This is a genomic window from Winogradskyella wichelsiae (genome assembly GCF_013403925.1).
GTDB lineage: Bacteria > Bacteroidota > Bacteroidia > Flavobacteriales > Flavobacteriaceae > Winogradskyella > Winogradskyella wichelsiae.
The window spans coordinates 164458-177492 of record NZ_JABFDJ010000005.1; the positions used below are offsets into that span (position 1 = coordinate 164458).

General features: G+C 32.9%; 11 protein-coding genes. 8 read left to right on the forward strand and 3 right to left on the reverse strand.

From position 1 onward, the window contains the following. Nucleotides 1-35: 35 nt before the first annotated feature. Both HM985_RS11745 and HM985_RS11750 read left to right on the forward strand, forming a co-directional pair. A complete protein-coding gene (locus HM985_RS11745; RefSeq protein WP_179376441.1) occupies nucleotides 36-563 on the forward strand; it encodes an RNA polymerase sigma factor in 528 nt (175 codons plus the stop codon). A gap of 1 nt (nucleotide 564) precedes the next feature. Then, nucleotides 565-1362, forward strand: a complete 798-nt coding sequence (locus HM985_RS11750; RefSeq protein ID WP_179376442.1) for an anti-sigma factor — start codon at nucleotides 565-567, stop codon at nucleotides 1360-1362. 107 nt (nucleotides 1363-1469) lie between these two features. On the opposite strand, the gene HM985_RS11755 is transcribed toward HM985_RS11750, so the two are convergent. Further along, the gene (locus HM985_RS11755) at nucleotides 1470-2942 is read right to left on the reverse strand and encodes a T9SS type A sorting domain-containing protein (RefSeq protein ID WP_179376443.1); all 1473 of its coding nucleotides are present in this window, start codon (nucleotides 2940-2942) and stop codon (nucleotides 1470-1472) included. Nucleotides 2943-3281: 339 nt separating this feature from the next. Here HM985_RS11755 and HM985_RS11760 point away from each other — a divergent pair, with 339 nt between their 5' ends. Further along, nucleotides 3282-3842, forward strand: coding sequence for a type 1 glutamine amidotransferase domain-containing protein (locus HM985_RS11760; protein WP_179376444.1), 561 nt, complete (start codon nucleotides 3282-3284; stop codon nucleotides 3840-3842). A 97-nt stretch (nucleotides 3843-3939) separates the two neighbouring features. Here the strand turns inward: HM985_RS11760 and HM985_RS11765 are convergent, their stop codons facing one another. Beyond that, the gene (locus tag HM985_RS11765; RefSeq protein ID WP_179376445.1) at nucleotides 3940-4872 is read right to left on the reverse strand and encodes a peptidylprolyl isomerase; all 933 of its coding nucleotides are present in this window, start codon (nucleotides 4870-4872) and stop codon (nucleotides 3940-3942) included. A gap of 950 nt (nucleotides 4873-5822) precedes the next feature. Here HM985_RS11765 and HM985_RS11770 point away from each other — a divergent pair. Continuing rightward, the gene (locus tag HM985_RS11770) at nucleotides 5823-6272 is read left to right on the forward strand and encodes a hypothetical protein (protein WP_179376446.1); all 450 of its coding nucleotides are present in this window, start codon (nucleotides 5823-5825) and stop codon (nucleotides 6270-6272) included. Between the two features lie 256 nt (nucleotides 6273-6528). On the opposite strand, the gene recQ is transcribed toward HM985_RS11770, so the two are convergent. Next, the gene (gene recQ, locus HM985_RS11775; RefSeq protein WP_179376447.1) at nucleotides 6529-8730 is read right to left on the reverse strand and encodes a DNA helicase RecQ; all 2202 of its coding nucleotides are present in this window, start codon (nucleotides 8728-8730) and stop codon (nucleotides 6529-6531) included. An 88-nt stretch (nucleotides 8731-8818) separates the two neighbouring features. On the opposite strand from recQ, the gene HM985_RS11780 reads away from it, so the two are divergent. From HM985_RS11780 to lptB, 4 genes are all read left to right on the forward strand, one after another. Then, nucleotides 8819-9784 (forward strand): KpsF/GutQ family sugar-phosphate isomerase, encoded by a 966-nt coding sequence (locus HM985_RS11780; protein ID WP_179376448.1) that lies wholly within the window; start codon nucleotides 8819-8821, stop codon nucleotides 9782-9784. After that, nucleotides 9784-10614: a twin-arginine translocase subunit TatC gene (tatC, locus tag HM985_RS11785; protein ID WP_179376449.1), complete on the forward strand. Its 831-nt coding sequence runs from the start codon at nucleotides 9784-9786 to the stop codon at nucleotides 10612-10614. The genes HM985_RS11780 and tatC overlap by 1 nt, the downstream gene beginning before the upstream one ends. 4 nt (nucleotides 10615-10618) lie before the next feature. Next, nucleotides 10619-10981: a carboxymuconolactone decarboxylase family protein gene (locus HM985_RS11790; RefSeq protein WP_179376450.1), complete on the forward strand. Its 363-nt coding sequence runs from the start codon at nucleotides 10619-10621 to the stop codon at nucleotides 10979-10981. Between the two features lie 95 nt (nucleotides 10982-11076). Then, nucleotides 11077-11817: an LPS export ABC transporter ATP-binding protein gene (lptB, locus tag HM985_RS11795; RefSeq protein ID WP_179376451.1), complete on the forward strand. Its 741-nt coding sequence runs from the start codon at nucleotides 11077-11079 to the stop codon at nucleotides 11815-11817. Nucleotides 11818-13035 lie beyond the last annotated feature (1218 nt).

The following is a 13035-nucleotide window of genomic DNA, read 5'->3' on the forward strand; positions in this document are numbered from 1 at the left end:
TCTGCAAAAAATTCTAAGTAAAATCCACTATTTAAATGGAATTAGAATTACTGGTAAAGCAGTTTCAAAATAAAAATCATATCGCTTTTGAGAAGTTATATGAAATGTATAGCAAGAGTATACATGGCGTTGTTTATAATATTGTAAAAGATGCCGCTATTGCTGATGAAATAATGCAAGATGTCTTTATAAAAGCTTGGCACAAGTCAGATACTTACTCTTCAAAAAAAGGACGTTTTTTTACTTGGATACTCAATATTGCACGTAATGCAGCTATTGATAAAACGCGTTCAAAATCATTTAAACAAAAGAAACAAAACCTTAGTACAGATTATTTCGTAGATATCATAGCCAGCCATGATAATTTAGACAACAGTACGGATGCCATAGGTATTAAAAAGTTTGTAACGGAGTTAGGAGAGAAATGTAAAGCAGTTATAGAGCTACTTTATTTTAAAGGTTTTACTCAAAAAGAAGCTTCGGAAGAACTACAAATGCCAATTGGTACTATTAAAACAAGAAACCGGAACTGTATTCAACAACTAAGAGATATGGTATTGTAATATGGACATTAAAGCATACATAGAGTCAGGTATTTTAGAGCTATACGTAGCAGGAAAACTTTCTGAGGAAGAAAATCAAGAGATATATAAGCTTCTGCTACAACACCCTGAGTTGTTACAAGAAGTATTAGAAATAGAAAATGCAGTTGTAAAACTAACTGCTGCAGTATCGCCTAGCTCGAAAGGGTTTGAAAATTTAAAAGATAAGATAGGTAACACGGACACAAAAGTAGTACAATTACAACCTAAAAGTACAAATTGGATGTCTTACTCAGGTTGGGCAGCTTCTGTTGTATTGGCTGCTGGATTATTCTGGACACTTAATCAGAAATCAGAATTAAAGCAAACGATACAGACAGTAGGTTTAGAAAATCGTTATTTAGAAACGCAAATTGAAGATACAAAAACAGATTTAGCGGCGACTAAAAATTTATTAGACGTCATTAGAGATAAAGACATAATTGCGGTGCCACTTGGCGGACAAGGTGATTTTACCTCTAGTTTTGCTAAGGTATATTGGAACAAATCTAAGAACACAATTTATTTAGATGCTGAAGGCTTACCTGAAGCTCCTGAAGGAAAAGTATGGCAAGTATGGTCACTAACGTTAAACCCATTGAGCCCAACTAGCTTAGGCACTATTGACGACTTTAATACAGATGACAATAAAATCTTTACCATCGCAAATGCTAACGAAAGTCAAGCCTTTGGTATCACTTTAGAGCCAAAAGGAGGTAGTAAAACACCAACGATGGAACAACTGCACACATTAGGTGTTGTAGCTTCAGATCCGTCTTAGCATCTCTTAAAATATAAAATTAAAAACCACCTTGTGAAAACATGGTGGTTTTTTTAATTAACGTTCCCTATAAGAAGAGTTTTTATTAGTTTGATTTAAAAAATTAGTTAATTAATCACTAACTTTTTAGTCACTTTAGTCGATTCTCCATTAAATTCTAAAAGATAAATCCCTGTATTCAGATTAAGATGCATTTCATTATCTCCAACGTGTAATGCTTTTTGCATAATTAGCTGACCATTAATGTTATAAATACTCATAGTTTGAAACGAAATATTTTGAGACAAATTTAATTGACCTGAAGTAGGATTTGGGTATAATTTCATCTCGTTTAAGACGACATCCTCTATACTTAAAAAGGCACAATTAACAGGATCAAAGGTGACTAATCCTAAATTAGAGATATCATTTTCATGCACAATTACAGCTTCTGCATCTGCAAGCGAATTTGGTGCATTTGCTTCATCCCAGCAATTATGCATAGCTGTAATAGCATTATCTGTATTATTATATAAGGCATAGATAACACCTCCATTACCATTTTCAGAAAATACATTTTGACCTACATTATCAGTATTATCTCCTAAATTAATAGAGGCTTCATCAATCACTGTAATTCCCCAAAGATTACGACGTATTTCATTTCCACTTGCAATTACTTCCATATCATCAGAAGGTGAATTTAGCGAAATACCACTACCACCTAAATTAGGACTTCCTTGTGTATCATTATCTTCAATAATATTATTTCTAATATAAGCAAAAGAGTTTCCTCCAACCACTGTAATTCCATAGCGATTATTGGTAATCGTATTATTATCAATAATTGCATTTATACTATTATCTAAAACATTAGACACCGCAATTGCACCAACTTGATCTAAATTACGATCTCCTATAATAGTATTTTGTATAATCTCTAAAGGTTCTTCAACCATTGTAGATCCCATATTAATTTGAGGACGATTTGAATTTTCTTGATTATTACCCTCAATATAATTATTAAAGATGTAAGGTGATACATTACTATTTGCACCTGAGCTTATTGCTGGGGTATCATTATAAGTAATTGTATTATTTGTAATCTGTGCTCTACCTCTAAGAAGAGAAATAACACTTCCTGTAGAAACACCTGAAACATTATTGGTAATTAAAGAATTATTGATTGTAAATGTTTCCGTAAGCACACGCAGTCCTCCACCATATGCTATAGTTGCATTTTGAATATTTATATCAGAAAGCTGTTCAAAACGAAACCCCTCATAAGGCATTGTAGGATCAATAGCCGTAAATACAACATGATCTGCATCCACACTAAAGGTACCAAAAATGGTAATTAATAAACCTTCATCAATTTCTAAAGTTAAGTCCGAATCGATAAGAAGTGTATCACTAGCCGAAATAATAAGTTCATCTACTAATGTATAAGTAGAACCTGACACAGAAATTGTAGATGGACTAAGAGCAACAAGATCATCTAAACTGTAAATAACACCTGTATCTGGCGTGGTGTAGCTTTGTGCCGAAAGCATTACCATGACACCAAAGCTTGCAAAAAGAGTAAGTAATAATTTTTTCATAAATAAATTGATTTTAGTTGCTTTAAAATTAATTAAATTCCAACAGCATCACAATTCAAATCAATTTATTTATAAGAATTTTCTTATAAGAAGAACATCAACTTACGGCCATTAAAACATTCATAAATGCTATAATTAATGACTACAGTTTTATCACACTAAAACTATCCACAACCTCAAAGCTTAAAATTTTAACTTATTGACCTAATTTTAACACCGACAGCAAATGTTTTAACATCAAGTATTAAACTGATGTTAAGCCGTTTTCAAAATTCGTTATAACGCTACATTTCCTTTATCTTAGAGACAAGTTGAACAAATAAAATTATAAAATCACAAATGGAAAATTTAAAAAGAAAGACAGTTGCAATTTTAGCAACAAATGGATTTGAGGAAAGTGAATTAAAAGAACCAATGAATGCTTTAAAACAAGCAGGAGCTGATGTTCATATTGTTTCAGATAAAGCTGGCAAAATCAAGGGATGGGAAAACGGTAATTGGAGTAACGAATACAATGTGGATAAAATATTGAGTGAGGTCGCTGAGTCTGATTATAATGCCTTATTACTACCAGGTGGAGTGATGAATCCTGACACTTTAAGACAAAATAAAGAGGCTGTTAATTTTGTAAAATCATTCTTTAAAAATAAAAAACCTGTAGCGGCAATATGCCACGCACCATGGCTTTTAGCGGAAGCGGATGTACTAAAGGGACGAAAAATAACCTCTTACGGCTCTATTAAGCAAGATATGATTAACGCAGGAGCTGAATGGGAAGATAGTGAAGTTGTCGTAGATCATGGATTAGTAACAAGTAGAAACCCAAATGATTTACCTGCCTTTAATGCTAAGCTAATAGAGGAAGTATATGAAGGAAAGCATCAATTGCAAACCGCATAATACTAAAATTATAAAAACAAAAAAGCGAACTTTAAAAAGTTCGCTTTTTTTTTATGATTAAAACTTCAATTTAAAAATTGAGTTTTTAAACTAATAATTATTTAGTCCCCATTAATTCAACATCAAATACTAAAGTTGCATCTGGAGGAATAACTCCACCTGCACCTGCTGAACCGTATGCTAAATCACTAGGAATTACAAAACGGGCTTTATCACCAACGTTTAATAGACAAATTCCTTCATCCCAACCAGAAATAACCTGACCAACTCCAACTTGAAAATCTAATGGTGAGTTTCTTTTGTAAGAAGAATCAAAAACAGTTCCATCTGCTAACTGACCTTTGTAATGTACAGAAACCATTTGTCCTTTCTCTGCTTTTTTACCATCTCCTTTTTGAATGATTTTATAACGTAAACCAGAAGCTGTTTCTTCAAAACCTGAAGCTAACTTATCTAACTCAGCTCTTGCTGCTTCGCGCTCTGCTGCAACACGCTTTTCACGAGAACCTTCAAATGTTCTAAAAGCTTCAATAGCATTAAAGTTTTCTGCAGCTTCACCTTGTTTTACAATTTCTAAGCTATCAATAGTATCACCTTGGGCAATAGCATCAACAATATCTTGTCCCTCAACAACGTTTCCAAAAACAGTGTGCTTATTATCTAACCAATCTGTAGCAATATGAGTAATATAAAACTGACTACCATTTGTACCAGGACCAGAGTTTGCCATAGCTAAAACACCAGGACCACTATGCTTTAAATCTGGATGAAACTCATCGTCAAATTTATAACCTGGGTTTCCAGTACCTGTACCTTGTGGACAACCACCTTGAATCATAAAATCAGGAATTACTCTGTGAAATTTTAAGCCATCATAGTAAGGGGTTCCTTGTGGCTTCACCGAATTTTCTAAATTACCTTCAGCTAAAGCTACAAAGTTACCTACCGTTCCCGGAGCTTTTTCGAACTCTAAATTTACTAATATCTCACCTTTTGAAGTGTTGAATTTTGCGTATAAACCGTCTTGCATTGTCTGTGTTTTTATTTGAAGTTGCAAAGATAGTGAATTGAAAGTTTAGAACATAAGACCAAAGGTTTAAAGCCCATGATTCTAATAATATTACAAATCGTTTAACATTAACCCGTCAGTTCGAGTGAAATATAAATTAAAGCACAGCTGAAATTTATATGTTGTATCGAAAACTATTAACACACATAACAACAAATAAAAAAACGAAAATCAAATAATCACAAACAACGTCAGTTCGAGTAAAATATTAATTGAAGCGCAGCGGAAATTTATATGTTGTATCGAGAACTATTAATACACATAGCAACAAATAAAAACCGAAAATCAAATAATCACAGACAACGTCAGTTCAAGTGAAATATAAATTAAAGCACAGCGGAAATTTATATGTTGTATCGAGAACTATTAGCACACATAGCAACAAATAAAAAACCGAAAATCAAATAATCACAAACAACGTCTGTTCGAGTGAAATATAAATTAAAGCACAGCGGAAATTTATATGTTGTATCGAGAACTATTAGCACACATAGCAACAAATAAAAAACCGAAAATCAAATAATCACAAACAACGTCTGTTCGAGTGAAATATAAATTAAAGCACAGCGGAAATTTATATGTTGTATCGAGAACTATTAGCACACATAGCAACAAATAAAAAACCGAAAATCAAATAATCACAAACAACGTCTGTTCGAGTGAAATATAAATTAAAGCACAGCGGAAATTTATATGTTGTATCGAGAACTATTAACACACATAGCAACAAATAAAAAACCGAAAATCAAATAATCACAAACAACGTCAGTTCGAGTGAAATATAAATTAAACAAAGTGAAGATTTAAATTTTGTATCGAGAACAATCCTTAATAACTTACTATCAAATGAAGACCACCATAAAAATTGGGGATTTAAATTAATAAAGTTAGTTTTGAAAAAAATCATAAACATGGCATTTTCATTATCTCAACTTTTAGGCAGTAAATCTTCAAAATCTAATGATTCCATTGAAGCAATTATAAATGACGTAGAAAATAACCCCTTCGGAGTTGCAGACACAAATGTTCTTTTTGCTGGCTTAAATGAATTAGGTGGTTATTATTTTTTTCAAACTGTAATTGTAGGAGAACTCAATATCAAATGTAAAAACGGAGCACAACTTACATTTATTGGCGATGATTTTAAATTAAAATTAGAAGCTGACATGCCTGAATTCGAATCTGAAAGTTCAGATATTAAAGGAAGATATATTACAAAGATTGATTTTCAAATTGAAGAAAGTGAAGTCGAAAAACTAGATAATACAACACTTAGAAGCATTCAAATTAAAGTTAAGAAACACGACATTTCATTCAGTAAATATGTAGTTATAGAAGAAATCTCAGACGAAGAGGAATAGTTAGAAACAACAGACATCAGTTAGAGTAAAAATTAAATTAAAGCGTAGCCTAAACCTATATTTTGTATCGAGAACAGCTTAAAAACACAAACTATTCCCGATTCAAAACACTTAATTTCAGCCTAATAAAGATTAGAAACTGTATATAATAACGTCAGTTCGAGTAAAATTTAAATTAAACACAGTGAAGGTTTAAATTTTGTATCGAGAACTATTAAGTTCACCTACCAAAAAAACAAAAACTGCTAGCTAAATACTAATTAGCCACTTCACTCATAAATTTAATACGATACAAACGTAATTCTTCATCGTCATAATCACCATCAAATTCCTCAATAGCATCGTCTATCTTATCACTTTCAGTTTCCATAAAATAATCATGAATTTCCTCCTGCTGATCTTCGTCTAAAATATCATCAATCCAATAGTTAATATTCAACTTTGTCCCTGAAAAAACAATAGCTTCCATTTCTTTTATAAACTTAGACATGCTCATACCCTTAGACGTAGCAATATCATCCAATGGTAATTTTCGATCGACATTCTGAATAATATATAATTTTATGGCAGAGTTCGTCCCTGTTGATTTCACAACCATATCTTCTGGTCGTAATATGTCATTATCTTCTACATAATCAGCAATTAAATCTACAAAATCTTTACCGTATTTTTTAGCTTTACTCTCACCAACTCCATGAATATTATTTAATTCTTCAATAGTAATAGGATATTTTAAAGCCATATCTTCTAATGATGGATCCTGAAAAATAACAAATGGTGGTACACCTAACTTTTTAGCATTACGTTTACGCAAGTCCTTAAGCATCCCCATTAATTTTTCATCCGCAGCGGCACCACCTCCTCTTGTATTCGTTATAATACCGTCGTTAGAATCTTCATCAAACACGTGGTCTTCTGCCATCATAAAAGAAGTTGGGTTTTCAATAAAATCTTTTCCAACGTCACTTAATCTTAAAACACCATAGGTTTCAATATCTTTCTTTAAATAGCGTGCCACCAATACTTGACGGATCAAAGCCATCCAGTAACGTGGATCTTTAGACTTTCCTATTCCAAAAAATGGTTGTTGATCCGTTTTATGAGAAGAAATCAATGCGTTAGAATTGCCCACTAATACTTGCACTAAATCTTTAGCTTTGTATTTTTCATTAGTTTTAGAAACGGTTTCTAAAAGGATTTTAACATCATCTTGTGCTTCTACTTGCTTTTTAGGATGACGAACATTATCGTCCATATCGCCACCATCACCGGTTTCATTATCAAATTCTTCACCAAAATAATGAAGAATAAATTTACGTCTAGATACTGAAGTTTCAGAGAAAGCGACCACTTCTTGTAAGAGAGCGTGACCAATTTCTTGTTCTGCTACAGGTTTACCTGCCATAAACTTCTCAAGTTTTTCTATATCCTTATAAGCATAATAAGCTAAACAATGACCTTCACCTCCATCTCGACCTGCTCGTCCTGTTTCTTGATAATAACTTTCAATACTTTTAGGAATATCATGGTGAATTACAAAACGCACATCGGGCTTATCTATTCCCATTCCAAAGGCAATCGTTGCAACAACCACATCGGTATCTTCCATTAAGAACATATCTTGATGTTTAACACGTGTTTTAGCATCTAAACCAGCATGATAAGGCACGGCTTTAACACCATTAACTTGAAGTACTTGAGCTAAAGCTTCAACACGTTTACGACTTAAGCAGTAGATAATACCCGATTTTCCTTCGTTCTGTTTTACAAAACGAATAATATCTGCATCTACGGTTTTAGTTTTAGGACGTACCTCATAATATAAATTAGGTCTATTAAAGGACGCTTTAAATGTAATAGCTTTTGGCATCCCTAAACTCTTCAAAATATCTTCTTGAACTTTCGGTGTTGCCGTAGCTGTAAGACCAACGATAGGGATATCATCGCCAATACGCTTAATAATTGTCTTAAGATTTCTATATTCCGGCCTAAAATCATGCCCCCATTCACTAATACAATGGGCTTCATCTACGGCCATAAAAGAAATCTTAACAGTCCTTAAAAAGTCAACGTATTCTTCTTTGGTTAAAGATTCTGGTGCAACATACAGCAATTTTGTAATGCCATTTGTAATATCATCTTTAACTCGTTTTACTTCTGTTTTATTAAGAGAAGAATTTAAAACGTGTGCTACTCCTTCATGTTCAGACACGGCCCTTATGGCATCAACTTGATTTTTCATCAACGCAATAAGAGGAGAAACCACGATAGCAGTCCCTTCTTTAATTAGCGCTGGTAGTTGATAACATAAAGATTTACCCCCACCTGTAGGCATAATAACAAAAGTGTTATTACCTGCAACGACGTTCTTTATTACTTCTTCTTGAAGCCCTTTAAATTCTGAAAATCCAAAGTGCTTTTTTAATGCGATGTGTAAGTCAATTTCTGCAATACTCATTAATCCCTATTGGTATTTTATATACATTTGCAACAAGTTTAAAGATAATAAATTCTTTAGACCAAAAAAACTCAATAAAAAATAAGTTTTGAACACTAAACAAGCCATTTTACATACTGCAAAATCAACCATAAAATTAGAAAGTAATGCTATAGCCAATTTGTCAGAATTATTGACAGATGACTTTGCTGAAGCCGTACAATTAATTTACAATTCTAAGGGACGAGTAATCATTACCGGAATTGGCAAAAGCGCCATTATAGCTAGCAAAATCGTTGCTACGCTAAATTCTACAGGAACTCCATCTGTATTTATGCATGCCGCCGATGCCATCCATGGAGATTTAGGATTAATTCTACAAAACGACATTGTAATCTGTATTTCTAAGAGCGGAAATACACCCGAAATAAAAGTTTTAGTCCCACTTATTAAGAAAGCAAAAAATAAAATGATCGCCATAACAGGCAATATAGAATCGTTTTTAGGGCAACAAGCCGATTTTATTTTGAATGCTTTTGTTACAAAAGAAGCTTGTCCAAATAATTTAGCTCCAACAACAAGTACAACTGCTCAATTAGTTTTAGGAGATGCTTTAGCCGTTTGCTTGTTAGAATTACGTGGATTCTCTAGCAATGATTTTGCAAAATATCATCCAGGTGGTGCTTTAGGAAAACGTCTTTATTTAAGAGTAAATGATATTTCTTCTCAAAATGAAAAGCCTCAAGTAAATCCTGAAGCTTCAGTGAAAGAAGTGATTGTAGAGATTACTGAAAAAATGCTCGGAGTTACAGCGGTTATTGAAAAGGATCAAATTGTTGGAATTATCACAGATGGTGATTTAAGACGTATGTTGAGTAAGAGCGATGATTTTTCGGGTTTAAAAGCCAAAGACATTATGAGTAATAACCCAAGGCGTATTCAAGAAGACGCAATGGCTGTTGATGCTAAAGAAGTTATGGAACAATTTGGCATTTCTCAATTATTAGTAGAACACGATGGTAAATATGCAGGGGTAGTTCATCTTCACGATTTAATAAAAGAAGGTATTATATAATGACAAAAAAACATATAGATGAGATGTCTTTTTTAGATCATCTTGAAGAGTTAAGATGGCATTTAGTTAGAGCTACAATTAGTATTGTAATTGCAGCAACGGCAGCTTTCATTTTTAAGAGGTTTATTTTTGATGTCATCATTTTCGGGCCAACACATATGGATTTCCCAACCTATGAGTGGCTTTGTAAAATGTCTCAACTTATAGGAATGACAGACACCACTTTTTGTGCTGAAAAATTCCCTTTTATTATCCAAAATAGAACTGTGGCGGGTCAGTTTTCAGCTCATATCTGGACTTCAATCTACGCCGGTTTTATAGTTGCATTCCCCTATATACTTTACCAATTATGGAGTTTTATAAGTCCTGGGTTAAAAACTAATGAACGCAAAAGCTCTAGGGGGTTTATAATTGTAGCATCACTCCTATTCTTTTTAGGCGTACTTTTTGGCTATTATATCATCACTCCTTTATCAATTAACTTTTTAGCCAATTACAATATTAGTGATCAAATTTTAAACGAGTTCGATGTCAGTTCTGTAATTGCCATTGTACGCTCTTCGGCCATTGCATCTGGGTTTGTATTTGAGTTACCTATTATCATTTATTTTTTAACCAAAGTAGGTTTAGTTACACCTGAATTTTTAAAGAAATACAGAAAATTTGCTTTAGTTATTGTACTTATTATATCTGCTGTTATTACACCTCCAGATATTGCAAGTCAGGTTATAGTCGCAATTCCTATTCTAATATTGTACCAAGTAAGTATTTATATTTCGGCTATTGTTGTTCGAAATCAAAACAAAAAAAAATCAAAAATTAAGTCCTAAATAGATGTCTGATATTGTAAAAGAATTTAATGATTATCGTGCTAAAATGAACGATAAAATATTAGCCGATAATAATAAAGTAGTAAAACGTATTTTTAATTTAGATACCAATGCGTTCCAAGAAGGGGCTTTAGATAAAAAGACAAAAGAGCTTTTAGGTCTCGTAGCATCAACCGTTTTACGCTGTGATGATTGTGTTAAATACCATTTGGAAGCCTCTTATAACGAAGGGATTTCTAAAGCTGAAATTAGCGAAGCTTTAAGTATTGCAACATTAGTTGGTGGTACCATTGTGATTCCTCATTTAAGACGTGCCCATGAGTATTGGGAAGCTATAGAGCAACACAATGCTGAATCTAATTTATAATTAGAAAGAATTACAAGGTTAAACTTTTAATAAATGATAACTAAAGCAAATAGAATCGCCATGATTTTATTAATTTTAGCATTCTTAGACCATATATGAAGTTACGAGCAGAACATTTAATGAAGTCCTACAACGGACGAAAAGTAGTAAAGGATGTCTCTTTAGAGGTTAACCAAGGAGAGATTGTAGGTTTATTAGGACCAAACGGTGCCGGTAAAACTACATCTTTCTACATGATTGTTGGGATTATCAAACCGAATGGTGGTAATATCTTTTTAGATGATACTAACATTACAAAATACCCAATGTACAAACGTGCTCAAAACGGTATTGGCTACTTAGCTCAAGAAGCTTCTGTGTTTAGAAAACTAAGCATAGAAGATAATATTTTAAGTGTATTACAACTTACCAAGCTAAGTAAGAAAGAGCAACTTGACAAAATGGAATCGCTAATTGAAGAATTTGGTTTAGGACATATTAGAAAAAGTAGAGGAGATTTATTGTCTGGTGGTGAGCGACGACGAACAGAAATTGCGCGCGCCTTGGCCACAGATCCTAGTTTTATTCTTTTAGATGAACCTTTTGCAGGTGTCGATCCTGTTGCTGTAGAAGATATCCAACGTATTGTAGCGAAACTGACAAAGAAAAACATTGGTATTCTTATTACAGATCACAACGTACAAGAAACGTTAGCCATTACAGATAGAACCTACTTAATGTTTGAAGGTAATATTCTTAAAGCAGGAAAACCAGAAGAGTTAGCCAGTGACGAAATGGTGCGTAAAGTTTACCTAGGAAAGAATTTTGAGTTGCGTAAGAAGAAATTAGAATTCTAAAAGACTTCGGACTCTCGTAAAACGAGATGAATTATATTTTAATTTAGGATCCATTTGTCATTCCTGCAGAAGCAGGAACCCACTTATAATTATAAAAAACACGAATAGACAGAGTGCTACTTTGCCATTCTTGCAAAAGCAGGAATCTACAAGTTAAAACCAAACATTAATAAGCAAAAAAACCAAGATAAAATAGAGTGTTACTGTTATACTTTTTAGAGTCTTGTCATTCCTGCGCAGGCAGGAATCCACTTATCAATATAAAAAAACACGAATAGACAGAGTGCTACTTTGCCATTCCTGCGAAGACAGAAATCTACAAGTTAAAACCAAACATTAATAAACAGGAAAAAAACAGAATGCTACTGCTACACATTCTAAAGTCTTGTCATTCCTGCAAAAGCAGGAATCCACTTATAAAGCAAAACATTCATAAACAGAAAAAGACTAAGATAAAAATAGAGTGCTACTTTGTCATTCCTGCAAAAGCAGGAATCTACAAGTTAAAACCAAATATGAATAAACAGAAAAAAAACAAGATAAAAATAGAATGCTACTCTTGTCATTCCTGCGCAGGCAGGAATCCACTTATAAAGCAAAACATGAATAAATAGAAAAAGACTAACATAAAAACAGAATGCTACTGCTACACATTCTAAAGTATTGTCATTCCTACAAAAGCAGGAATCCACTTATAAAGCAAAACATGAATAAACAGAAAAAGACTAACGTAAAAACAGAGTGCTACTGCTACACATTCTAGAGTATTGTCATTCCTACAAAAACAGGAATCCACTTACAAAGCAAAACATTAATAAACAGAAAAGACTAAGATAAAAACAGAATGCTACTGTTACACATTCTAAAGTATTGTCATTCCTGCGTAGGCAGAAATCCACTTATAAATATAAAAAAACACGAATAGACAGAGTGCTACTTTGTCATTCCTGCAAAAGCAGGAATCCACTTACAAAGCAAAACATTAATAAACAGAAAAAGACTAACATAAAAACAGAGTGCTACTGCTACACATTCTAGAGTATTGTCTCCTGCGCAGGCAGGAATCCACTTATAAAGCAAAACATGAATAAACAGAAAAAGACTAACATAAAAACAGAATGCTACTGCTACACATTCTAAAGTATTGTCATTCCTGCAAAAGCAGGAATCTACAAGTTAAAACCAAATATGAATAAACAGAAAAAAAACAAGATAAAA

What these genes read in the sequence shown, in the direction of transcription:
- HM985_RS11745 (WP_179376441.1), top strand. Translation starts at nt 36, where the DNA reads ATGGAATTAGAATTACTGGTAAAGCAGTTTCAAAATAAAAATCATATC.
- HM985_RS11750 (WP_179376442.1), top strand. Translation starts at nt 565, where the DNA reads ATGGACATTAAAGCATACATAGAGTCAGGTATTTTAGAGCTATACGTA.
- HM985_RS11755 (WP_179376443.1), bottom strand. Translation starts at nt 2,942, where the DNA reads ATGAAAAAATTATTACTTACTCTTTTTGCAAGCTTTGGTGTCATGGTA.
- HM985_RS11760 (WP_179376444.1), top strand. Translation starts at nt 3,282, where the DNA reads ATGGAAAATTTAAAAAGAAAGACAGTTGCAATTTTAGCAACAAATGGA.
- HM985_RS11765 (WP_179376445.1), bottom strand. Translation starts at nt 4,872, where the DNA reads ATGCAAGACGGTTTATACGCAAAATTCAACACTTCAAAAGGTGAGATA.
- HM985_RS11770 (WP_179376446.1), top strand. Translation starts at nt 5,823, where the DNA reads ATGGCATTTTCATTATCTCAACTTTTAGGCAGTAAATCTTCAAAATCT.
- recQ (WP_179376447.1), bottom strand. Translation starts at nt 8,730, where the DNA reads ATGAGTATTGCAGAAATTGACTTACACATCGCATTAAAAAAGCACTTT.
- tatC (WP_179376449.1), top strand. Translation starts at nt 9,784, where the DNA reads ATGACAAAAAAACATATAGATGAGATGTCTTTTTTAGATCATCTTGAA.
- HM985_RS11790 (WP_179376450.1), top strand. Translation starts at nt 10,619, where the DNA reads ATGTCTGATATTGTAAAAGAATTTAATGATTATCGTGCTAAAATGAAC.
- lptB (WP_179376451.1), top strand. Translation starts at nt 11,077, where the DNA reads ATGAAGTTACGAGCAGAACATTTAATGAAGTCCTACAACGGACGAAAA.